Consider the following 23,207-nt stretch of genomic DNA (forward strand, 5'->3'; position numbering starts at 1 on the left):
GCGGTTCAGATGTTTGATCCGCGCAAATTCTGGAGGTTAACATGAAAAAACTCGTTATCGCTGCTGCGCTGACCGCTGCTGCTTCGACCGCCACTGCTGGCAACCTGTCCGAGCCGGTTGTTGAACCGCCGGTCATCGTTGAAGAAGCTCAGGGTTCTTCCAGCGGCATCCTGCTGCCGCTGCTGCTGCTGGTTCTGGTTGGCGCAGCTGTTGCATCGAACTAATTTCGATACACGGTTACAGAAAAGGCGGTGGTTTTCCACCGCCTTTTTTGTTGCTTGAAGCTGTTGCGGGAGGGGCCGTCAGGCGGCCTCCACCTCCCGTAGAATTCTATCCAGGGTTTTGACGATCATGTCGGTGTCATCTGAGTCGATGGTCAACGGCGGCCGGATTTTCAGGATGTTGTCCTTGGGCCCCTCGCTGCCGATCAGGATCCGGTGATCGCGCATCCTGTTCTTGACATAGGAACAAATCTCCGTGGCTTCAGAGCCGCCGGGGGTGACCAGTTCCAGCCCGAGGAACAACCCCATGCCGCGGACATCTCCGATGCAGGCGTACTTCTGTTCCAGCGCTTTCAGGCCTGCCATTAGCCTGGCACCTTGCACGCGGGCATTTTTCTGCAGCAATTCGTCATCGACAATATCCAATACCTCCTTGCCGATCCGGCAGGACAGGGTTGAGCCGCCGAAGGTGGAAAAGAACTCGATCCCGTTGTCGAAGCTTTCGGCAATTTCCCTAGTTGTGACCAACACACCCAAGGGGTGACCGTTGCCGATCGGTTTACCTAAAATCACGATGTCTGGAACCGCTCCCTGATGTTCAAATCCGAAATAGTGGTCGCCAAGTCGGCCAAGGCCGGTCTGCACCTCGTCCGCTATGCATACCCCGCCTGCGGTACGGATTTTCTTGTAAACTGCGGGCAGATAACCTTTGGGCGGAATTATCTGACCGCCGACTGACGGGAAAGTTTCTGCAATGAAACCGGCAATGCCATGGCGCTTTTCCTGCAGGCGTTTAATTGCCGGGCCCACAAGATCGGCAAATTTCTGTGCCCGGTCCGGGTCATCGCGACGGAAGGTGCCTCGGTATTCATCCGCTACCTCGACCAGCTCAACCCAGTCTGCCTGTCCAACTCCGCCAGGTTTGTTGAACTTGTAGGCAGAGATGCTGATCGTGCCGGTGGTGTTGCCATGATAGCCGTGATCGGGTGTCACCATGCCTTTGGCACCAGTATGGGCGCGGGCCAGGCGAAGGGCGAGTTCATTGGCCTCAGTCCCTGAATTCACAAAGAAGCAGACTTCGAATTGATCAGGCAGCTTGGAGAGCACTTTATCCGCAAAGGCGGTCTGTGCCGGGTGCAGGTAGCGGGTGTTTGAGTTCATCCGCTTCAACTGATCTGTCGCGACAGCCTGAATGCGCGGATGTGCATGACCCACATGCGGCACATTGTTATACGCGTCCAAATACGGCCGTCCCCACTCGTCAAACAAATGATGTTTCCAGCCGCGTACCATCATCACCGGATCCTTGTAGGTAAGGCTAAGGTTGCCGCCGAAATGGGCGCGGCGCCCGGCAAGAACTTCCTCTTTGCTGGTGGGGTGATAGCAGACCTTCCCATCTGGCAGGTTCAGCAGTGCGGCGGGGTTCGGGCAGAGCGCTCGCCACAGGTACATCTCGTCCGGGTCTGCGACGCCAGGCCAATCGGTTTCGATTCCCTGGGTGCTAAGTGCGACCTGGAAATGCACATGCGGTGCCCAGCCGCCGTTCACACTAGGTTCACCTAGTCGGCAGAATTCTTCGCCTTTTTCGACCGTATCACCCAGCTTCAGCCGGTCTAGGAATTCGGGGTCCAGATGGCCGTAAAGTGTATAAAACGAATCACCCTCGGGTGTTTCATGACGCAGAATGATCACCCCGCCGTAGTCCAGTTGCTTGCCGCGGTACTCGGTGGCAAAGACTTCACCACGCAATGGCGCAAACAATGGTGTGCCCGCCGGGGCAAACGCGTCCACGGCCAGGTGCACGGTGCGGCGGTTGCTGGCCTTGAATGGTCCCTTGCGGAAGGCGCAGTCGGTATAGATCAGCCGTGGTTCATGGTAGTAGCCAAGCCAGACATGTCCGTTGTCCTCGAATTCCTCTCCAACCCGGGCGGCTTCGTCCAATGGCATGTGGAAGGGATTTTGCGGCCACGTGGATTCTTCGACTGACAGCGAGCCCATCGGGGCATTCTTCAGGTCTTGACCTATCAGCGGGGCAAAGCTGCCGCGTTTCCGGTCCAGCCAGGCTAGTACGCGGTCTGCGCCCTCGACCACTGGCAGGCTGCAGGCGGCCCGCAGCCGGGCAGTCACTAGGCCGCCATGCAGCTTGTTTTCCTCTAAGAATCGCCACGCTGGCGCTTGGGAGATGGTGACATAGGGGTCATCCGGGTTTTCCGCGGCCATTAAGGTGGAGTTCACCACGCTTACCGCCAGCCGCATCCGCATCAGCGGCCAAACCATGTCCACCTCTGCTGCGGTGAGCGGGTAAGATTTGTGGTACCCCGCAACCAGCGAGGCAAGTGCAGCTTCCGGAGCCGGATGGTCCAGCACAATGTAAGCCGCGGCAATTGCCAGGTCGCAAACTCGCGGCGCGGCACACATGTCGCCCAGATCGATCAATCCGGACACCCGGTGCGGCTTGTTCAGTTTTCCTGTCACCATGATGTTGTAATCGTTGGCGTCATTGTGAACGGCCTGCGTAGGCATCGCTGCCAGAGCAGGCTCTACAGAGGCAAATTCCGCTGAGATTTGCTTCAGTATGGCCTGGCGTGCGGGATTCGTAATGCAGGGAAGCTGATCCCTGATCCAGCCCGCGCGTATCAGGTTCCATTTGAAATCGCGCTTTATCCCGTCGTGCCGGAAGTCCCTCAACGTTTTGGCTGAGCCGCCCAGGACTTCACCGATCTCATGAATCAGCGCATCGCTTTTGGGCTCTGTCTTGGCATAGCAACGCCCCGGCAGTTGGGTCAGCAGCCAGACCAAGCGATCCTGGCCGTCTTCATCAGGAAGGGTCAGAAAAGACTTGCCTGAGGCGGAAGCAATGACCCGCGGACAGGGCAGGTCCGGCTGCCGCTGCGCAATATGCTCAAACGCCTTTACCTGCATATCGACCAGCCATTCCTCGCAGCCGGGGCGCATGGCCTTGAGGACATAACCTTTGCCGTCTTGTCCTTTGGCCAGGAAGTTCAGGTCGTATTCCCCATTCAGGCGGGTCAAGTCCGCCTCAATGCTCCAATGCTCCCGGAGGGCTTTGGCCCAATGCGCAAGCGTCATCCAATATCTCCTCGTTTCCCGGCTGGGCCGGAAATTGAATATTGGATACTTTCTGGACCGGGGCGGCCGGTTAGTCCAGCCAGCCTTTCAGGTTTTCCTCAATCACGCCTGCCAACGCCGCGATGTGATCGTCATCATCATTGAGGCACGGAATATAATGGAAGTCCTCCCCGCCTGCGTGCTCAAAGCTCTCGCGGATTTCTTCGTTGATCTCTTCGAGGGTCTCGATGCAGTCCGCCGAGAAGGCCGGCGCAATCACCGCGATGTTCTTTTTGCCTTCCTTGGCAAGCGCGGCGACGTGATCCACTGTGTAGGGTTTTAGCCATTCCTCGGGCCCGAAAACCGACTGGAAAGTGCTAGTTATCTGAGTGTCGTTCCAGCCAAGCCGCTCCTTCAGCAACCGCGTCGTTTTCTGGCACTGGCAGTGATACGGATCACCCTGCATCAGATACCGCTTTGGCATCCCGTGATAGGAAACCACCAGTACATCCGGGCGCTTCTCCACCTTGGCATAGGCCTCTTCCACCGACCGCGCCAAGGCGTCGATATAGGCGGGCTGGTCGAAATACGGTGCGATGGTGCGGGCGGCTGGCTGCCAAGGCTCTTCCATCAATGCGCGGAAGAACTGGTCGTTGGCGGTGCCCGACGTGGCGCCGGCGTATTGGGGATAGAGCGGGACAAACAGGATTTTCTGGCAACCTGCCTCAACCATCTGCCGCACCTTGGACTTGGTTGAAGGGTTGCCGTAGCGCATGCAGAAATCGACCATCACCTGATCACCGTAGCGCGCATTCATTACCCCAGTGATCTTGGCGGTCTGGTCCTTGGTGATGGTCATCAGAGGGCTTTCGCCCTTGTCATGGTTCCAGATCGACTTGTAGGCCTCGCCCGAGGAAAACGGCCGTTTGCTTAAGATGATCAGCTGCAGCAGCGGCTGCCACTTCCAGGACGGATAGTCGATAACCCGCTTGTCGGACAGGAACTCGCTAAGATACCGGCGCATCGGCCAGTAGGAGTAATCATCCGGGGTGCCAAGGTTGGCTAGCAGGATGCCAACCTTCTTTGCCGGGATCTTGGGGTGATCGGCCGGGGCGTGGGCAGGGCATTTGGAAGTCCGGGCGGCGTCCAGCATGGGCAGGTCCTGTGCGGTATTGAGTTTTAGGGTTTGCGGCTAATTGCTAATTACTGTGTTTACGCGCCGAAGGCCAATTGGATCACCTTGGCGCAGCAAAAGTTAAGTCCAATCAAGGCTCAAGTTTTGATTCAGGTACTTTAAGCGCATCAGCCAGGCGCATCCGGGCTGAACCGGGGCGCAGGGGTTTCTGCTGGTTGTCCGATGGGGTCCAGCCTGTCAGGCAGACAAGCTCGAAGGTCGCGGGCAGGCGGCCATCGGCGTTGGCGAAATGCTCCCGGTAGATGTGATCGGCCAGATGGAACAGGCCGCGTGGTGCCGGGCGTTTCAGGCGCTGAGCGAGAGCATTGGTCTCTCCCATGCCGCGAAGGTCGTGGATAAGGTGGATCAGGTCGCGGTATTCGGCTGTGAGAGGTACAAGGTCAGCGACTGGCAGAGCAAAGCCAGCGCGCTGCAGCAGGCCGCCCAGATCGCGGATCTCCCCCATCGGCGCAATCCGCGGCGAAAGGCCGCCCAGCACAACGGTCTCGGCTTCGGCCATGGCCGCACGCAGCTCGTGCAGGGTCTGACCGCCCAGCAGGATCACCAGCAGAAGCCCGTCCTCCTTCAAGGCGCGGCGGCATTGGATCAGCTGTCCGACCGGATCGTTGGCCCAGTGCAGGCACATGGCATGGATCACCACATCATGTGCGCCGTTCTCCAGATCCAGCACCTCCCCGTCCGCAACGATTTTCGCCTCAGGCATAAGCCCCTCCCAGACCTCCGGGAACGGGCAGACCACCGCTGGAGCCATAAAGGTTCTGTTAACCAGGCTCAGGCGATCCTCAGCTTCGTCCCGTGCCATTTGGTGCAGGAACAAGGCATCTGGCTGCCGGCGTACACGGCGGGCTTCCAGGGTGCGGCGGTCGAAAAGCTGCATGGGTGCTTGTGTCATGTGGGGTATTTAGATGCTGACGGCCCGGATTCAAACCGCTGTTTCACTGATCTATCCGGCCCAGTGCCTAGGCTGCGGCGGGCTGGTTAGCAGCGACTTCGGTCTCTGCGCGGCTTGTTGGGCGGACATGCATTTCATTAGCGGCACGGTTTGCGAAGGCTGCGGCGTCCCGCTGCCTGGAGAAGCGGACGGGTTTCGGGCGGAATGCGACAGTTGCTTGCGCCACCCGCGGCCGTGGAGCCAGGGCCGGTCTGCACTGATCTATGAGGGGCAGGGCCGGAAGCTGGTGCTGGCCCTGAAACATGGAGACCGCACGGATATTGCTGCTACGGCGGGGGGATGGCTGCACAGAGCTGCAGAACCGATGCTGGAGGATGATCCGCTGATTTGCCCAGTGCCTTTGCATTGGACCCGTCTGCTGAAGCGTAAGTACAATCAATCAGCCTTGCTTGCAGAAGCGCTGGTCAGGCGTATCAGGGGTGAGTTTTGCCCGGACCTGCTTAGACGCGTCCGGCGGACACCTGCGCTGGAGGGGAAAACGCGGGATCAGCGTTTCCAGGTTCTCGGTTCTTCCATCACCGTCCCGCGAGGCCGTAAGGAGAGGATCAAAGGGCGGGCTGTGGTGATCGTGGATGATGTGATGACGTCAGGCGCTACGCTCAGCGCTTGTACCGACGCGTGCCTGCAGGCGGGTGCGGCAGAGGTGAGGGTGGCTGTGCTGGCCCGGGTAACGCAAGCGTGAGGCAGCTGGCCGTTCTCTGGCAATTGTTGCAATGAATGCCCAATTCCTCCACAAGCTTCGAAACCAGATCATGGGGTCCTGAATGAAACCGGTTGAAATCTACACCTCGCCGCTGTGCGGCTTCTGTCACGCCGCCAAGCGGTTGCTGGACCAAAAGGGTGTCACGTTTTCTGAAATCAACGTGCTGGCGCATCCGGAGCGCAAGGCAGAGATGATTCAGCGCGCCAACGGTGGCCGTACCGTGCCGCAGATCTTTATTGGCGATACGCACGTCGGCGGCTGTGACGATCTGTATGCGCTGGAGCAGGCGGGTAAGCTGGACCCCTTACTGGCCGCCTGAGCACGGAGAACTGACATGCGCACAGCTTTGCTCCAGATGACATCAACTGATCTTCCGGCGGAAAATCTGGAGACAGTGAAGGCGATGATGGTGGAAGCAGTGCGTGGCGGGGCCGGTTTTGTGCTGACGCCAGAGGTTACCAACTGTCTTTCCGGCAGCCGTACCCATCAGACCAGCGTACTGCGTCATGAGGAAGACGATCCAACACTGGCGGCCTTGCAGGAAGAAGCGGCCAAGCACAGCGTTTGGCTGCTGCTTGGGTCGTTAGGCATCAAGACCCACGATGATGACGGCCGCTTTGCCAACCGGCAGTTCCTGATATCCCCGCAGGGAGAGATCAAAGCGCGATATGACAAGATCCACATGTTTGATGTGGAGGTTACACCCGAAGAGACCTACCGCGAATCCGACGGATACCGTCCGGGCACTAAGGCGGTTGTGGCGGATACGCCGTTTGCGAAAATCGGTATGACCATTTGTTATGATGTGCGTTTTCCGCATCTTCACCGGGCGCTGGCCAAGGGTGGTGCACAGATCATCACCGTGCCCGCCGCTTTTTCCTATGTGACTGGTGCTGCGCATTGGCATTCGCTGCTGCGCTCCCGGGCGATCGAGACCGGCTGTTTCGTACTGGCTCCGGCGCAAACTGGAAAGCACCCGGCATCCCGGGGTCCCAGCCGCAGGACTTTTGGCCGCTCTCTTGCCGTGGCCCCTTGGGGGGAAGTGCTGGCGGATGCTGGAGACCGGCCGGGAGTGACCTTCGTTGATCTCGACCTCGAAATGGTGTCAGAAGCACGCAAACGTGTGCCTTCTTTGACCCATGACCGGGAGTTCGACGGACCCTAATGGACGAGACCCATTCCCTGGCAGTATCGCTTTTCAGCGAGATATTGATGGCTGACCAGCTAGCCCGGTCACGCCTCAGCAAAGTGCTGCCCAAGGGGATGGAGCTGTCGCATTTCTCCGTTCTGAACCATTTGGCCCGCGCTGGGCTGGAGAAGTCGCCTGCGCAATTGGCCAAGGCGTTTCATGTCACGCGCGGCGCCATGACCAACACCCTGAGCAAGCTGGAAGTGGCAGGTTACATCCATGTGCGTCCTGACTGGGACGATGCGCGTCGCAAGATGGTGGCGATCAGCCCGGCAGGAAAACAGGCCCGTGATTCGGCGCTGGCCGGGATAATCCCGGTCATCTCCGAAGTGGTCGGTGAGTTGGGCAGTGACAGGGTCCGTGCCGCCTTGCCGATTCTGCGGGAGCTCCGCGGCAAGCTGGAAGAGAGCGGCTAACCTAATCGGCTGGAGCCACTGGAATTGGCCAGGTGCGGAATGACCTCCGAAATAAGAAAGACACCTGCATGCAGGCGTCTTTCTTCCCCATAGGTCCGTGAGCGGCGGTCCCGAAAACCATTGGGCGGACCCACCAGTTAAACAGTGGCAAGTTTTTACTTGGTCTTAGGCTTGCGCCCCGTTCGCGAAGCGGGAAATATTCCGACCCCGCTATTTGAAAATAACAAGCAGGCCGCAGCTGACAAAGTGTGCATTGGGACTAGCAGCTATCCTTTCGGATAGTCTGCCGGCACGTTCGAGGAAGTGAGTTCAGTTTCTTAGTCGGGTTTTACGCTGGCGGTCACGTAGTTTACCGACAAGTCCCGATCCGAGATCGACCAGTTCCAGGTGATCGGATTGAAGACGAGCCCCTTTCGGTCCACAGGTTTCAGCCCGGCCTTTCGCAGCAGCTCGAACAACTCGTCAGGAGTGATAAACTTAGACCATTCATGGGTGCCGCGCGGCAGCCAGCGCATGATTACTTCGGCGCCTACAATTGCCATGGCAAAACTCTTGGGGTTGCGGTTTATGGTCGAACAAATCTCCAGGCCTCCGGGTTTCAGAAGTTGCTGCGTGGCTGTTAGGTAGCTCAGCGGATTGGCAACGTGCTCCACTACTTCCATGTTCAGCACGACGTCGAATTGCTCGCCTGCTTCAGCCAGCGCCTCCGCGGTGGTGTGGCGGTAATCAATTTCCAGTCCGGATTGCTCGGCATGAATGCGTGCTACTGGCAGGTTTTTTTCGGCTGCATCTGCACCTGTGATGCTGGCTCCCAGCCGTGCCATGGGCTCGCTTAGCAGTCCTCCGCCGCAGCCGATGTCCAGGATCCGCAGTCCTTCAAACGGGCGCTGTGAGCTGACGTCGCGGCCGAACTCGCCGGCGATCTGGCTGGTGATGTAGTCAAGACGGCACGGGTTCAGCATATGCAGGGGCTTGAATTTCCCGTTCGGATCCCACCACTCCGCCGCCATCGCTTCGAATTTGGCAATTTCCGCAGGGTCGACGGTAGATTGAGGCGCTTGCATTCCTGTCTCCGTGTGTTCTTTTGTAGTCTGACGTTTCACTAAGGTCAGTAATGGATAGATACCCGGACCAAAAGCGCGCTGTGCACTATCTTTATCCGCCGTTGGAGCCCTTTGACCAGCGTATGATCGACGCAGGCCAGGGCCACCGCATCTATGCGGAGCAAAGCGGCAACCCAAACGGCATTCCGGTTATCGTGTGCCACGGCGGCCCGGGGGGCGGTAGCAGCCCGGCAATGCGGCGTTATTTCGATCCGCAGGTTTATCGAATCATCCTGTTTGACCAGCGCGGCTGCGGCCGGTCGCGCCCTTATGCATCATGCGAGAGCAATACCACCTGGCACCTCGTGTCCGACATGGAGCTTATTCGCTCGCAGTTGGGGATCGACTCGTGGATTTTGTTTGGCGGCAGCTGGGGAGCGACACTGGCGCTTATCTATGCCCAGACCCACCCGGACCGGGTGCAGCAGATTATCCTGCGCGGGGTTTTCCTGATGACCAAGGCAGAGCTGGACTGGTTCTATGGCGGCGGCGCGGGCAAGTTCTGGCCAGAGACCTGGGCCAAGTTCGTGTCGCTTATACCTGACGCTGAGCGCGGCGATATGATCGGCGCCTACAAGAAGCGGCTGTTCTCCGGCAATCTGGACGAGGAAGTTCGCTATGGCCGGGCCTGGTCAGCCTGGGAAAATGCACTGGCTTCGGTGCATTCCAATGGCCACAGCGGTGAAAGTCCAGGCGATTACGCCCGTGCTTTTGCCCGGCTGGAAAACCATTATTTCAGCAACGGTGGGTTCCTTGATTACGATGGTCAGATCCTGGCCAATATGGGGCGCATTTCCCATATTTCCGGTGTAATCGTACAGGGCCGTTATGACATGATTTGCCCCCCGTCCTCCGCCTGGCGCTTGAACGAACTGTGGCCAAATGCGGAGTTGAAGATGGTGCGCAATGCAGGCCATGCTCTGTCGGAGCCGGGAATCAGCGCTGAGCTGGTCCGGGCGATGGACCGGATTGCAGGAGAGCTTGTGCCATGACGCGTATCGACCGCCGCGCGCTGTTCACCTCAGGTGCTGCTGCAGCTTTGCTGGCGGCGGCTGGCGGGTCAGTCCATGCGTCGCCCAAGGCCGGTGGCGTGCTGCGCCTTGCAGTCCCGCGTGAGGGCGGAATGCTGGAGCAGGCCGCGCGTGGCGCAGTCTATGATACGCTGACGGAAATCGCGCCTGACGGCCTGCTGCGCGGGGATCTGGCGATCAGCTGGCAATCTGCGCCGGACGCAAGAGCCTGGGTTTTTGATCTGCGCGAAGGTGTTGTTTTTCACGACGGCTTGCCGCTCACGGCGGCGGATGCTGCTGCCTCCCTAAATTCTCTGGGCGTATCCGGGGCAGAAGTGCGGAGTGCCACTGCGCTGGGCGGTGATCAGCTGCTTCTGGAGCTGGCGCAGCCCAACCCGCATCTGCCTTATCTGCTGGCCAGCGCAGATCAACTGATTGCCCCGGGAGGTAAGCTTTCTGTGCCGCTGTCTGAGGTGGTGGGGACTGGATGCTACCGGGTTGAACGTGCTCAAGAGGACCGCCATTTTCGTGCTGCCAAAGTGGACGGCCACTACAAGGCTGGTACCGCGGGCTGGGTGGATACGTTTGAACTCATCGTGATCCCGGACGCTTTGGTCCGGGCTGAGGCGTTGCGCGACGGTTACGTCGATGTGGCTGCCTTGCCAGAACCGCGCGGATTGCTGAAACGCGGGGAGTTTCTTTATTATCCTTCCTCAAGAGAGATGGCATTGGCGGCCCGCCATGATGTTGGCATTCCGCGCAAGGTCGGGCGGCGCACGCCGCTGGACGATGGCCGTATCGCTGAACGCTGGTGGCGGGTGTAACACCGTCTTTGCGTCCGCAAAAACACAAGCCTTGCAGTTTTCCACATTTCCCCCTATATGCCTTTGACAACAGCGGCGCGTTGAACCTCTGGCTCAAGGCACCACCGGGAATTTCGACGGGCCGCGCGCCCGTTTTTTTGTGTTTGCAGGCTTTTGTCTGCGCGCCCCAAGTGGAGGTCTGATGACCAACGACCTGATTGCCAAAGCTGCCATCGACCGGCGCCTGGCCGAGATCGTCACCCCGGTGATCGAGGATCTGGGTTATGAGCTGGTGCGAATCCGCCTGATGTCTGGTAAGGCGTCCACGCTGCAGATCATGGCGGACAAGCCGGATGGCGGCATCGAAGTGGATGACTGCGCCGAGATCTCGAACGCCGTGAGCGCGGTGCTGGACGTCGAGGACCCGATCATCGATGCCTATGCGCTAGAGGTGTCCAGCCCCGGCATCGACCGCCCGCTGACCCGGCTGAAGGACTTCGCGATGTTCGAGGGCTACGAGGCCAAGCTGGAAACCGCCGAGATGGTCGGCGGCCGCCGCCGCTTCAAAGGCGAGCTGGCGGGCACTGAAGAAGATGAAGTTCTGATCAACATCAACGATCAGAGCGAGACCGTGACCATAGGTTTGAAATTCGACTGGCTGAGCGACGCCAAGCTGGTTCTGACCGATGATCTGATCAAAGAAATGCTGCGGCAGCGCAAAGAGGCCGGCACGCTGAACGAAGACGCATTCGACGAAATCGAGACCGAAGAGTCCGAAGAGGAGAACAAGTAATGGCTATCACCTCTGCAAACCAGCTGGAGCTGTTGCAAACCGCCGAGGCCGTGGCGCGCGAAAAGATGATCGATCCCGGTCTGGTGATCGAGGCGATGGAAGAGAGCCTCGCCCGCGCGGCCAAAAGCCGCTACGGCGCGGAGATGGACATCCGCGTTTCGATCGACCGCAAGACCGGCCGCGCCACATTTACCCGCGTGCGCACCGTTGTGGCCGATGATGAGCTGGAAAACTACCAGGCAGAGATGACCGTCGAGCAGGCGCGCCAGTACATGGCGCAGCCCGAAGTGGGGCAGACCTATGTCGAGGAAGTCCCGCCGGTCGAGATGGGGCGGATCGCCGCCCAGTCAGCCAAGCAGGTGATCCTGCAGAAGGTCCGCGAAGCAGAGCGTGACCGCCAGTACGAAGAATTCAAGGACCGCGCCGGCACCATCATCAACGGCCTGGTCAAGCGCGAGGAATACGGCAACGTCATCGTCGACGTTGGCGCCGGCGAAGCGATCCTGCGCCGCAACGAGAAGATCGGCCGCGAAAGCTACCGCCCGAACGACCGTGTGCGCTGCTACATCAAGGATGTGCGCCGCGAGCAGCGCGGCCCGCAAATCTTCCTGTCGCGCACCGCGCCGGAATTTATGGCGGAGCTGTTCAAAATGGAAGTGCCGGAGATCTATGATGGCGTCATCGAGATCAAGGCAGTTGCCCGCGATCCCGGTTCGCGCGCCAAAATCGCTGTAATCTCCTATGATGGTTCGATCGATCCGGTCGGCGCCTGTGTCGGTATGCGAGGTTCCCGCGTGCAAGCCGTGGTGAACGAGCTGCAGGGTGAGAAAATCGACATCATTCCGTGGAATGAAGATCAGCCGACCTTCCTGGTGAACGCGCTGCAGCCTGCCGAGGTTTCCAAGGTGGTTCTGGACGAAGAAGCCGGCAAGATCGAAGTTGTGGTTCCCGAGGAGCAGCTGAGCCTTGCCATTGGTCGCCGCGGTCAGAACGTGCGTCTGGCCAGCCAGCTGACCAACCTCGACATCGACATCATGACAGAGGAAGAGGAATCAGCCCGCCGTCAAAAGGAATTCGAGGCGCGCACCAAACTGTTCATGGAAACCCTGGACCTGGACGAGTTCTTTGCCCAGTTGCTGGTGTCCGAAGGCTTCACCAACCTGGAAGAGGTTGCCTATGTTGAGCTGGACGAGCTGCTGGTGATCGACGGTGTTGACGAAGGTACTGCCGAGGAACTTCAGGCCCGCGCGCGTGACTTCCTCGAAGCCCAGGCAAAGGCGGCGCTGGACGCGGCCCGCGCACTGGGCGCCGAGGACAGCCTGATCCAGTTCGAGGGTCTGACCCCGCAGATGGTCGAAGCTCTGGCAAAGGATGACGTGAAGTCGCTGGAAGACTTCGCTACCTGCGCAGATTGGGAATTGGCCGGCGGCTGGACCACCGATGGCGGCGAGCGGATCAAGGATGACGGCATCCTGGAGCCCTTTGGCGTGTCGTTGGAAGAGGCGCAGGATCTGGTTATGACTGCCCGCATCATGCTGGGCTGGGTGGATCCGGCGGAGCTGGAAGCCGAGGCGGCTGACGGCGAAGAAGCTGGCGAAGAGGAAGACGAAGCCTGAACCCGGGCTTCGCACAGGAGAACTGCATGACACGCGGCGGCGTCACAAAAGACCGGACTGGCGAAAGCGAACGCAAATGCATCGCCACCGGCGAATCTCAGCCCAAACAGGGCCTCATCCGTTTCGTGATGGGTCCTGAGGGGCGGGTTGTGCCTGATGTGATGGGTAAGCTGCCCGGCCGCGGTGTCTATGTCACCTCCAGCAGGGAAGCCCTGGGGGCTGCGGTCAAGAAAAAACTGTTCGCTCGCGGGTTCAAGGCGCAGGTCCAAGTGCCGGATGAGCTGGCTCAGGAAGTTGAACGTCAGGTCGTCCGCCGACTGATCGAATTGATCAGCCTGGCACGTAAGTCGGGCGATGCAGTGTCCGGCTTCGAGCGGGTGAAGGACTGGCTGTACAAAGAGGATGCCCGGGTGCTGATTCAGGCTTCCGACGGGTCGGGTCGCGGAAAGTCGAAGCTGAGCACGCCCTACAAGGGCAAATTCATCGGCTGCCTCACGGCGGACGAGCTGGGAATGGCATTTGGGCGCCAAACTGCGATCCATGCCGCCCTCGCCTCTGGCGGACTCAGCAAACGTGTTGTAGATGAGGCGCAACGACTGCAAGGTTTGCGCGAAATGGTGGGCGGCAACGGCCGCACGGAAGGATAAGTAGCTTTATGAGCGATAGTGACGGCAAAAAGACACTGGGTCTTCGTGGGGGTTCCCGTCCGGGGAACGTGAAACAGAGTTTCAGCCATGGACGAACCAAGAATGTCGTGGTGGAAACTAAGCGCAAGCGCGTTGTGGTTCCCAAGCCGGGTGCGGCCAAGGGTGGCAGCGGCGCTGCGCCTTCCACATCCGGATCGCGCCGGCCTGCCGGCATCAGTGACGCAGAAATGGAGCGCCGCCTGAAAGCGCTGCAGGCCGCCAAGGCACGTGAGGTCGAGGAAGCCGCGCAGCGCGAAGCCGAGGAAAAGGCCCGCGCCGAAGAGCGTGAGCGCCGCCGGGCTGAACAGGAAGCCAAGGAACGCGAGCAGCGCGAAGCTGAAGAGCGGGCCAAGGCAAAGCAGGAAGAAGAAGAGCGCAAGAAGCGCGAAGCCGAAGTGGCCAAGGAACGTGCTGCTGCCGCCGCGGCTGCTCCTGCTGCGGAAGCCCCCAGAACGGCTCGCCCTGCCCCGAACAAACCTGCACCTGCTGCAGCGCCCCGCAAGGCGGACCGCGAACGCGACCAACGCCGCGGCAAAGGCCAGGACGATGGCCGCCGCTCGGGCAAGCTGACTCTGGGTCAGGCAACCGGAGGCGGTGGAAACCGCCAACGGTCGATGGCGTCGATGAAGCGCAAGCAGGAACGTGCCCGCCAGAAGGCCATGGGCGGTCAGGTCGAGCGTGAAAAGGTAATCCGCGATGTTCAGCTGCCCGAAGCCATTGTGGTTTCGGAACTGGCGAACCGGATGGCTGAGCGGGTTGGCGAAGTTGTGAAATCGCTGATGAACATGGGTATGATGGTCACGCAGAACCAGACCATTGATGCCGACACCGCCGAACTCATCATCGAAGAATTCGGCCACAAGGTGGTCCGTGTATCCGACTCCGACGTCGAAGACGTAATCAAGGAAGTCGAGGACAAAGACGAAGATCTGAAGTCGCGTCCGCCGGTTATCACCATCATGGGTCACGTGGACCACGGCAAGACCTCGCTGCTGGATGCGATCCGTGACGCCCGCGTTGTGGCTGGCGAAGCCGGCGGTATCACCCAGCATATCGGTGCCTACCAGGTCACGACCGACAGCGGCGCGGTGCTGAGCTTCCTCGACACCCCCGGCCACGCGGCCTTCACCTCGATGCGTTCCCGCGGAGCGCAGGTGACGGATATCGTGGTGCTGGTTGTTGCTGCGGATGACGCCGTTATGCCGCAGACGATCGAGGCGATAAATCACGCCAAGGCGGCGCAGGTTCCTATGATTGTGGCGATCAACAAGATCGATAAGCCGGCTGCAGACCCGACAAAGGTCCGCACGGACTTGCTGCAACACGAGGTTGTTGTGGAAGCCATGTCCGGTGACGTACAGGATGTAGAAGTTTCCGCCGTCACTGGCCAGGGCTTGGATGAACTGCTGGAAGCCATTGCTCTTCAAGCGGAAATCCTGGAGCTGAAAGCCAACCCCGACCGCGTTGCTCAAGGTGCCGTGATTGAGGCACAGCTGGATGTGGGCCGCGGCCCTGTGGCAACCGTTCTGGTTCAGAACGGCACCCTGCGCCAAGGCGACATCTTTGTTGTGGGTGAGCAGTACGGCAAGGTCCGCGCGCTGATCAACGACAAGGGCGAGCGCGTTCAGGAAGCAGGCCCGTCGGTTCCGGTTGAGGTTCTGGGTCTCAACGGCACTCCGGAAGCGGGCGATGTTCTGAACGTGACTGAAACCGAAGCGCAGGCGCGCGAAATCGCTGCCTACCGCGAGCAGGCTGCTAAGGATAAGCGCGCCGCTGCTGGTGCTGCGACCACGCTGGAGCAGCTGATGGCCAAGGCCAAGGAAGACGAAAACGTCTCTGAGCTGCCTATCCTGGTCAAAGCCGACGTGCAGGGTTCTGCAGAAGCCATTGTTCAGGCGATGGAGAAGATCGGCAACGATGAAGTGCGCGTGCGCGTTTTGCACTCCGGTGTTGGCGCGATCACGGAGACCGACGTCGGTCTGGCGGAAGCCTCCGGTGCGCCGATCATGGGCTTCAACGTCCGTGCCAATGCCTCGGCCCGTAACACCGCCAACCAGAAGAGTGTGGAGATCCGCTACTACTCGGTGATCTATGATCTGGTGGATGACGTGAAAGCGGCGGCCTCCGGCCTGCTGTCGGCGGAGATTCGCGAGAACTTCATCGGCTATGCGCAGATCAAGGAAGTCTTCAAGGTCACTGGCGTTGGCAAGGTTGCTGGTTGTCTGGTCACCGAAGGTGTTGCCCGCCGTTCGGCTGGCGTGCGCCTGCTGCGCGACAACGTGGTGATTCACGAAGGTACGCTGAAGACTCTGAAGCGCTTCAAAGATGAGGTCTCTGAGGTCCAGTCTGGCCAGGAATGCGGTATGGCGTTTGAAAACTACGACGATGTTCGTCCGAACGACGTGATCGAAATCTTCGAGCGCGAAGAAGTCACCCGCACCCTCGACTAATCAGGTCGGGAAGCAAAGAGAAATTGGCCCTGGTTTCTGCCGGGGCCTTTTCTTTTTAACGTTTGCTTTTTCACTGACGGCGCCTAGGCGAGACAGGAAAAAGGGCAGCCAAGGCAGCTGCCCTTCGTTACTTGGTTTGCGTGAGTGGCAGCCTAGGCCGCGCGTACGGCCGGGGGGAACTGCACCGCGGTTTCTCCGTAAGGGAATGCCCGTATGATATACCTATGAGCAGGAACGGTACCCCTCACGTGGAGAAGGAGGTTCCTGATCTTCTGAAGTGAGGCGTATGAGCCCGTTTTTCCTAAATATTTGAGCGGATAAGTCGCCGACGTGTTCACGCGGGCAAGCATTAGGCAATTAAATGCCCGGAAAATTGGTTAGGAAACCTGCTCAGCATTCCGGTTTCTGCTCGGCCGGCTGCCCCCTTCGCAGTTTAAAGCCAGTCGCGCAGGATAGGGATCAGGGGGATATCGGCCGGCGGCATCGGGTAATGGCGCAGATCCTGCGGGCGGATCCATTTCAGGGTTTGGCCTTCTTTGGCTTGCGGGATGCCCTCCCACTTGCGGCAGGCAAACAGAGGCATCAGCAGATGGAAATCCGCATAGGAGTGGCTGGCAAATGTCAGCGGTGCCAGGCAGGAAGCCCAGGTGCCGATACCCAGTTCTTCGTGCAGCTCCCGGACCAGAGCGGCTTCTGGAGTTTCGCCCGGTTCGATCTTGCCTCCCGGAAATTCCCACAGGCCGGCCATGGACTTGCCTTCAGGCCTCTGCGCCAGCAGCACGCGCCCGTCCACATCGATAAGCGCGACTGCGGATACCAGAAGTGTCTTCATGACCGGTAATCCGCGTTGATCGAGATATATTGATGTGTCAGATCGCATGTCCAGATAGTGGCCGTGCCGTTGCCAAGGCCCAAATCGACCTTGATGGTAATCTCCTGCTTCTTCATCTCCGATGCGCCCAGCTCTTCCTTGTAGTCAGGCGACACCCAGCCCTTTTCGGCCACAAGCACATCGCCAAAGGAGATTGCCAAGAGATCACGGTCAGCCGCCGCGCCGGATTTTCCAATGGCCATCACAACGCGACCCCAATTCGGGTCTTCTCCGGCTATGGCGGTTTTCACCAACGGCGAGTTTGCGATTGCCATGCCGTGAACCTTGGCATCCGCGTCCGAAGCCGCACCCGAAACCTGAATTTCAACGAATTTGGTCGCGCCTTCACCGTCGCGCACCACCTGGTGCGACAGGTCCAGCATAACCCGCTCTAGGCCGGCACCAAAATCTGCGTTGCCAGTGGCATCCACGCCAGAGGCTCCGGTGGCGCAAAGCATGAGGCTGTCAGAAGTAGAAGTGTCGCTATCCACTGTGATGCAGTTGAAGCTGCGATTGCAAATCTCCGCAAGCTGGGCCTGCAGCGCCGCTTGCTCCACCTTGGCATCGGTGAAGATGTAGACCAGCATTGTGGCCATGTCCGGTGCGATCATACCTGACCCTTTGGCAATGCCGGCGATCTTGACCGTCTTGCCTTCGATCCCGACCGTGGCGCTGGCACCTTTGGCAAAGGTGTCGGTTGTCATGATCGCCTTGGCAGCACCTTTTAGACCGCCCTCATCCAATACGCTGTTCAACTCCCCGATCTTGGCAATGATCCGGCCGTGTGGCAGCGGCTCGCCTATAACGCCGGTGGAAGCAGTGAACACGCGCTCCGCTGGGATGCTGGTTTCTGCGGCCACTGCCGAGGTAATCTCCGCTACCGAGGTTTGGCCGTAGTGTCCGGTAAATGCGTTGGAATTTCCGGAATTTACCAGAATAGCTGCGCCGGAATCTGTCGCCGCGCCCAGCTTGGCCTGGCAGTCAAGAACCGGGGCGGACCGGGTTTTCGACCGGGTATAGACACCGGCTATCGCGGTGCCAGGATCCAAGACAGCCAGCATTACGTCCGTGCGGCCCTGGTATTTGACACCGGCAGCAGCGGATGCAAAGCGCACGCCCTTAATGACGGGAAGATCAGGGAATCTGGCGGGTGCCAACGGCGAGACCGGCATGGATTTGGCCATGATCAGTTCCTTACCAGGCTAACGTCTTTGAGAATGGACGGGTCCAGGTCTTCGATATCAGGCCGTTCGATCTTGGCGGCGGCGGTCAACTCGTTCACCCGCTCCTCAACTGCTTTCTGGCGCAGTTCTTCTGCGAGTTCAGCGCGAACTTCTTCAAATTCAGGCGCTTCCGTTTTGCGGCGGTCGTTCAACAGGATGATGTGCCAGCCGAACTGGGTCTGGACCGGGCCGGAGACATCACCTGCACGCAGTTTTAGAACCGCCTGCTCGAATTCCGGCACCATGCGGCCAGCCGTGAACCAGCCAAGATCACCGCCATTGGGACCGGTTGGACCGGTGGAGCGTTCCTTGGCCAGGGTCGCAAAGTCGGCGCCCGCGTCCAGTTCAGCCTTAACGTCCAGCGCGTCTTCTTCGCTTTCAACCAGGATATGGGCGGCGTGAAATTCATCACCGCCCTCGCCTGTGGAATACTTGTCGTCGTAGGCGGTACGCAGCTCCTCTTCTCCACTTGCTTTGTCCATGACCATTTCGATCACGTCTGCCGCCAGCATGGCGCGTTCCTCGTTTTCGACCGAAAGCGCGACGTAGCGCGGAACTTCGCCGTGCAACTGCTGTTTCAGCGCGGTCTGTTGGATCAGCTGGTCAAGGATTGCACTGTACAAAACTTCGTCGGGCAGCTGTTTGTACTGGGCCGGCAAATTTTCGCGGGCCATGACCATATGGCCGATCGTGATTTCTTCGCCATTGACCGATGCGACTACCGTGTTGGCATGCGGGGCCGCTGATGCGGTCAGCGGCAGCGCAGCACAGACGGCTATCGCCATACCGCGCAGAAATGTGAGACCTTTAGGCATTGAAACCATCCTATTCCTTGGCCGCGAAGGGGCCTGGCGTTGACACTCTATACCCTGCCGCTTACATCGCTTTGAGGCCATTGGCAGGACCGTCTTTCCACCATTGTTTATGGGTTGCGGACACGGCGGGCAAGCCTGCCCGATGCAAAGGCCGGACATAGGATCGCTGGAGAAGATATGCTGGGTTTCGGAACACTCGCCAAAAAGGTTTTCGGCACGCCGAACGACCGTAAAGTGAAGGCGACACGGCCACTGATTGCGCAAATCAACGGGCTGGAAGATGAGTTCGCGAAGCTCAGCGATGACGGGCTGGTGGCAAAGACCGAAGAGCTGCGCAAGCGAGCGCTGGATGGCGAGAGCCTGGATGCGCTGCTGCCCGAAGCATTTGCCACCGTGCGTGAGGCCGCCAAGCGGGCCTTGGGCCTGCGTGCCTTTGACACCCAGCTGATGGGCGGCGTCTTCCTGCATCAGGGAAACATCTCCGAGATGAAAACTGGCGAGGGCAAAACCCTGGTGGCGACTTTCCCCGCCTACCTGAACGCCCTGACAGGCAAAGGCGTGCATGTGGTCACGGTGAACGAATATCTCGCCAAGCGTGACAGCGAATGGATGGGCAAAGTGTTTGCCCAGCTCGGCATGACCACCGGCGTAATTTGGTCTGGTCAACCCGACACGGAGAAGATGGCAGCCTATCAAAGCGACGTCACTTATGCGACGAACAATGAGTTGGGCTTTGACTACTTGCGCGACAACATGAAGCCATCTTTGGACCAAGTGTTCCAGAAGCAGCACAATTTCGCCATCGTGGATGAAGTGGACTCGATCCTGATCGACGAGGCGCGCACCCCGCTGATCATTTCCGGCCCGGCAGAGGATCGCTCGGAGCTTTACGCGACCATCGACAAGGTGATCCCGCTGCTGGCGGAAGACCACTATGAGATTGACGAAAAGACCCGCGGTGTGACCTTTACCGAGGATGGCAACGAGTACCTGGAACAGGTTCTGCGTGAACATGGGCTGCTGGAAGCAGAGGCGTCACTCTATGACCCGGAAAGCACCACGGTGGTACACCACGTTAATCAGGCCCTGCGGGCACACAAGCTGTTCCAGCGCGACAAGGACTACATTGTCCGCGACAGACAGGTGGTTTTGATTGACGAGTTCACCGGCCGCATGATGGCCGGCCGCCGTCTGTCCGAAGGTCTGCACCAGGCTATTGAAGCCAAAGAGGAGGTGGACATCCAGCCGGAGAACACCACCCTGGCCTCTGTCACCTTCCAAAATTACTTCCGCCTGTATGACAAGCTGTCGGGCATGACCGGCACAGCGATGACTGAGGCTGAGGAGTTTGCCGAGATCTATGGCCTTGGAGTGGTGGAAGTTCCAACCAACCGCCCGATTGCGCGTCTGGACGAGGATGATCAGGTTTACCGCACGGCTCGTGAAAAATATGAAGCCATGATTGAAGAGGCAAAAGAAGCTCACGGCAAGGGGCAGCCTGTGCTTTTGGGCACCACTTCGATCGAAAAATCCGAACTGCTCAGCCAGATGTTGGAAAACGAAGGCATCCCGCACAACGTGCTGAACGCCCGTCATCACGAGCAGGAAGCGCAGATCGTGGCGGATGCAGGCCGCTTGGGAGCCGTTACCATTGCCACCAACATGGCCGGCCGCGGTACCGACATTCAGCTTGGCGGCAATGTCGAAATGAAGGTTTTGGAAGCTCTGGCTGCAAGCCCCGAGACTGACCCGGCAGAGCTGCGGGCTGCTGAAGAAGCCAAGCACGCCGAGGAAAAGCAAAAAGTTCTGGAGGCCGGGGGACTCTTTGTGATGGCATCCGAGCGCCACGAAAGCCGCCGCATCGACAATCAGCTACGCGGCCGGTCCGGCCGCCAGGGCGACCCAGGGCGCACACGTTTCTATCTCAGCCTGGAAGATGATCTTATGCGGATCTTCGGGTCCGAGCGTCTGGATAAGCTGCTTTCTTCGCTGGGCATGAAGGAAGGCGAGGCGATTGTTCACCCATGGGTCAACAAATCGCTGGAGCGTGCCCAGGCTAAGGTTGAAGGCCGCAACTTCGACATGCGCAAAAATGTTCTGAAGTTTGACGATGTGATGAACGATCAGCGCAAGGTGATCTTCAACCAGCGCCGTGAGATTATGGCGGCAGAAGATCTGTCCGAAATCACTGATGACATGCGCCACGAAGTGATTGACGACCTGCTCGACACTTACATGCCGCCTAAGACATATGCCGATCAGTGGGATACTGCCGGCCTGCAGGAGCAGGTGCGGGAGATGCTGTCGATCAACGCGCCGGTTGCCGAATGGGCGGCTGAAGAAGGTGTCGACGATGAGCAGATCAGAGAGCGTCTGGTTGAAGCCTCCGACAAGCTGATGGCGGAAAAGGCTGAGGCCTTTGGCCCGGAAAACATGCGCAATATCGAAAAGCAGGTGCTGCTGCAAACCATCGACAAGAAGTGGCGGGAGCATCTGTTGACATTGGAGCATCTACGCTCTGTTGTCGGGTTCCGGGGCTATGCACAGCGCGATCCGCTGAATGAGTACAAGAACGAGAGCTTCCAGCTTTTTGAGAGCATGCTGGACAGTTTACGCGAAGAAGTTTCTCAGCAGCTCAGCCGCGTGCGCCCGATGACCGAAGAAGAGCAGCAGCAGATGTTGATGGAAATGGCAGCCCGCCAGGCCGCCATGCAGCAGACGGCGACTCAGGCTCACGCCGCCGAAGCACCGGCAGAAGAACCCGCTCCGGGCTTCGTAGAAGATGACTCGGCGACTTGGGGTAACCCCTCGCGCAATGATAAGTGCCCCTGCGGGTCAGGTAAGAAGTTCAAACACTGTCACGGCAGTCTGGCCTGAATTCAGGTTTGCAGTTAGGAACAACCCGGTCCCGAAGTTCTGCGCCAGGCAGTAGCCCGGCGCAGGACAAAGCGTAACGTGAAACGCTGAAATGGCCATATTTGTTCTTGAATAATGCTGTGTAAGTCCTTCATGGGGCCAGGAACAGTCAATCTTGATAAGCGCTCTCGCTGGATCTGTTTCCCAACCTGCAACTAAAATAGAAAATTTTCCGGATTCTCCTTTGCCAGAAGTCATAAACTGGCCAGCATTTCCGGCCAAAATTCCTCCACTGTGCAGGTTCAGGAGGGTCCAATGCTTAACAAACAGGCAGCTCTGACGGGGGCGATGGTGTTGGCTTGCGTGTTAGGTGTCGGGCTTTACATGCAACATTCTGGTTCTGACCGAAGAGTGGAGGGTGCTCAGGAACTGGCTGGGGGAACGCCGCTTTTGTCTGCTGAGACAGAAGAAGCCACGCTTCAGATCGAACGGATCGCTCTGACTTCTGTGCCGTCCGGGAAGGAAATCGAATCGCCAACCACTTTTGCCGCTAACTCAGTGCCGTCAACCTCTTGTCAGATGACGGTCACAGCAGAGTCAGCGCCACAGGCAATGGTGGTGTTTAACATTGACGCGCCTTGCCGCCCGCATGAGCGCCTGACAGTGCATCACAGCGGCATGAGCTTTACGGCGTCGTTGGACGGCAACGGGCACTTTACATCTCTGGTACCAGCTCTGACGCGGAAGGCGGTTTTTATTGCGGAAACTGCAAGCGGAGCCGGAGCCGTTGCGGTAACCGAGGTGAAGGATATTGAAACTGTGGAGCGCGTTGTTGTGCAGTGGACCGGCAACAGCGGGTTCGAATTACACGCTCGGGAATTTGGTGCAGCCTACGGCAGCGAAGGCCACGTTTGGCACGGCGCCGCAGGTGGGGCAGGAGCCGGACGACTCGACCGGCTTGGCAATGAAAGCCAAATTGCAGCGCGTGTAGCTGAAGTTTACAGCCTGCCAACCAGACTGCTTGACCGAGCAGGCAGCGTATCCTTGACCGCAGAGGCCGAAGTGACCACCAAAAATTGCGGGCGGGACATCTTTGCACAGTCACTGCAGTTGCGCGGCGGCAAGCTCAGCAGCAGGGATCTGGTGATGGCAATGCCTGACTGTGACGCGCAGGGCAGTTTTCTGGTGTTGAATAATCTGGTCGAAGACCTGAAAATCGCCGCCAACTGATTTGCA

The 23,207-nt window shown here is 59.0% G+C and carries 20 protein-coding genes; 13 read left to right on the forward strand and 7 right to left on the reverse strand.

The window, feature by feature from the left end:
• Positions 1 to 41: 41 nt before the first annotated feature.
• On the forward strand, positions 42 to 224 hold the full coding sequence (locus AC5STB_RS06640; protein WP_024092111.1) for a hypothetical protein: 183 nt from the start codon (positions 42 to 44) through the stop codon (positions 222 to 224).
• A gap of 78 nt (positions 225 to 302) precedes the next feature.
• Here the strand turns inward: AC5STB_RS06640 and AC5STB_RS06645 are convergent, their stop codons facing one another.
• From AC5STB_RS06645 to AC5STB_RS06655, 3 genes are all read right to left on the reverse strand, one after another.
• A complete protein-coding gene (locus AC5STB_RS06645) occupies positions 303 to 3,311 on the reverse strand; it encodes an aminotransferase class III-fold pyridoxal phosphate-dependent enzyme (protein ID WP_495442177.1) in 3,009 nt (1,002 codons plus the stop codon).
• A 70-nt stretch (positions 3,312 to 3,381) separates the two neighbouring features.
• Positions 3,382 to 4,443 carry a ferrochelatase gene (hemH, locus tag AC5STB_RS06650; protein ID WP_495442178.1) on the reverse strand — a complete coding sequence of 354 codons (1,062 nt, stop codon included), beginning with the start codon at positions 4,441 to 4,443 and terminating at the stop codon, positions 3,382 to 3,384.
• Positions 4,444 to 4,555: 112 nt separating this feature from the next.
• Positions 4,556 to 5,377 carry a methyltransferase domain-containing protein gene (locus AC5STB_RS06655; RefSeq protein ID WP_495442179.1) on the reverse strand — a complete coding sequence of 274 codons (822 nt, stop codon included), beginning with the start codon at positions 5,375 to 5,377 and terminating at the stop codon, positions 4,556 to 4,558.
• Positions 5,378 to 5,390: 13 nt separating this feature from the next.
• Between AC5STB_RS06655 and AC5STB_RS06660 the strand changes: the two genes are divergently transcribed.
• The 4 genes from AC5STB_RS06660 to AC5STB_RS06675 all read left to right on the forward strand — a co-directional run bounded on the left by AC5STB_RS06660 (position 5,391) and on the right by AC5STB_RS06675 (position 7,745).
• The gene (locus AC5STB_RS06660; RefSeq protein WP_495442180.1) at positions 5,391 to 6,119 is read left to right on the forward strand and encodes a double zinc ribbon domain-containing protein; all 729 of its coding nucleotides are present in this window, start codon (positions 5,391 to 5,393) and stop codon (positions 6,117 to 6,119) included.
• 82 nt (positions 6,120 to 6,201) lie between these two features.
• A complete protein-coding gene (grxC, locus tag AC5STB_RS06665; protein ID WP_495442181.1) occupies positions 6,202 to 6,459 on the forward strand; it encodes a glutaredoxin 3 in 258 nt (85 codons plus the stop codon).
• Positions 6,460 to 6,474: 15 nt separating this feature from the next.
• Positions 6,475 to 7,305, forward strand: a complete 831-nt coding sequence (locus AC5STB_RS06670; RefSeq protein ID WP_495442182.1) for a carbon-nitrogen hydrolase family protein — start codon at positions 6,475 to 6,477, stop codon at positions 7,303 to 7,305.
• Positions 7,305 to 7,745, forward strand: coding sequence for a MarR family winged helix-turn-helix transcriptional regulator (locus AC5STB_RS06675; protein WP_495442183.1), 441 nt, complete (start codon positions 7,305 to 7,307; stop codon positions 7,743 to 7,745). Before AC5STB_RS06670 ends, AC5STB_RS06675 begins: the two co-directional genes overlap by 1 nt.
• Before the next feature lie 317 nt (positions 7,746 to 8,062).
• On the opposite strand, the gene ubiG is transcribed toward AC5STB_RS06675, so the two are convergent.
• Positions 8,063 to 8,809 (reverse strand): bifunctional 2-polyprenyl-6-hydroxyphenol methylase/3-demethylubiquinol 3-O-methyltransferase UbiG, encoded by a 747-nt coding sequence (gene ubiG, locus AC5STB_RS06680; RefSeq protein ID WP_495442184.1) that lies wholly within the window; start codon positions 8,807 to 8,809, stop codon positions 8,063 to 8,065.
• A 50-nt stretch (positions 8,810 to 8,859) separates the two neighbouring features.
• Here ubiG and pip point away from each other — a divergent pair, with 50 nt between their 5' ends.
• From pip to infB, 6 genes are all read left to right on the forward strand, one after another.
• Positions 8,860 to 9,840: a prolyl aminopeptidase gene (gene pip, locus AC5STB_RS06685; RefSeq protein WP_495442185.1), complete on the forward strand. Its 981-nt coding sequence runs from the start codon at positions 8,860 to 8,862 to the stop codon at positions 9,838 to 9,840.
• Positions 9,837 to 10,682 carry an ABC transporter substrate-binding protein gene (locus tag AC5STB_RS06690; protein WP_495442186.1) on the forward strand — a complete coding sequence of 282 codons (846 nt, stop codon included), beginning with the start codon at positions 9,837 to 9,839 and terminating at the stop codon, positions 10,680 to 10,682. Before pip ends, AC5STB_RS06690 begins: the two co-directional genes overlap by 4 nt.
• Positions 10,683 to 10,863: 181 nt before the next feature.
• Positions 10,864 to 11,454: a ribosome maturation factor RimP gene (gene rimP, locus AC5STB_RS06695; protein WP_495442187.1), complete on the forward strand. Its 591-nt coding sequence runs from the start codon at positions 10,864 to 10,866 to the stop codon at positions 11,452 to 11,454.
• Positions 11,454 to 13,070 (forward strand): transcription termination factor NusA, encoded by a 1,617-nt coding sequence (gene nusA / locus AC5STB_RS06700; protein WP_495442188.1) that lies wholly within the window; start codon positions 11,454 to 11,456, stop codon positions 13,068 to 13,070. The genes rimP and nusA overlap by 1 nt, the downstream gene beginning before the upstream one ends.
• A gap of 26 nt (positions 13,071 to 13,096) precedes the next feature.
• Positions 13,097 to 13,717: an RNA-binding protein gene (locus tag AC5STB_RS06705; protein WP_495442189.1), complete on the forward strand. Its 621-nt coding sequence runs from the start codon at positions 13,097 to 13,099 to the stop codon at positions 13,715 to 13,717.
• 8 nt (positions 13,718 to 13,725) lie between these two features.
• Positions 13,726 to 16,206, forward strand: coding sequence for a translation initiation factor IF-2 (gene infB / locus AC5STB_RS06710; protein ID WP_495442190.1), 2,481 nt, complete (start codon positions 13,726 to 13,728; stop codon positions 16,204 to 16,206).
• A gap of 433 nt (positions 16,207 to 16,639) precedes the next feature.
• Here the strand turns inward: infB and mutT are convergent, their stop codons facing one another.
• The 3 genes from mutT to AC5STB_RS06725 are packed head-to-tail and all read right to left on the reverse strand — an operon-like array spanning position 16,640 to position 19,115.
• Positions 16,640 to 17,038, reverse strand: a complete 399-nt coding sequence (gene mutT, locus AC5STB_RS06715; protein WP_495442191.1) for an 8-oxo-dGTP diphosphatase MutT — start codon at positions 17,036 to 17,038, stop codon at positions 16,640 to 16,642.
• Entirely contained in the window at positions 17,035 to 18,261 is a 1,227-nt protein-coding gene (gene argJ, locus AC5STB_RS06720) for a bifunctional glutamate N-acetyltransferase/amino-acid acetyltransferase ArgJ (RefSeq protein WP_495442192.1), read from the reverse strand. Before argJ ends, mutT begins: the two co-directional genes overlap by 4 nt.
• Before the next feature lie 2 nt (positions 18,262 to 18,263).
• Positions 18,264 to 19,115 carry a peptidylprolyl isomerase gene (locus AC5STB_RS06725; RefSeq protein WP_495442193.1) on the reverse strand — a complete coding sequence of 284 codons (852 nt, stop codon included), beginning with the start codon at positions 19,113 to 19,115 and terminating at the stop codon, positions 18,264 to 18,266.
• Positions 19,116 to 19,292: 177 nt separating this feature from the next.
• Here AC5STB_RS06725 and secA point away from each other — a divergent pair, with 177 nt between their 5' ends.
• Both secA and AC5STB_RS06735 read left to right on the forward strand, forming a co-directional pair.
• Positions 19,293 to 21,992: a preprotein translocase subunit SecA gene (secA, locus tag AC5STB_RS06730; protein ID WP_495442194.1), complete on the forward strand. Its 2,700-nt coding sequence runs from the start codon at positions 19,293 to 19,295 to the stop codon at positions 21,990 to 21,992.
• 294 nt (positions 21,993 to 22,286) lie between these two features.
• A complete protein-coding gene (locus AC5STB_RS06735) occupies positions 22,287 to 23,201 on the forward strand; it encodes a hypothetical protein (protein WP_495442195.1) in 915 nt (304 codons plus the stop codon).
• The last annotated feature ends 6 nt before the right edge of the window (positions 23,202 to 23,207 follow it).

It is taken from the genome of Leisingera sp. CC-HEC093, assembly GCF_059429195.1.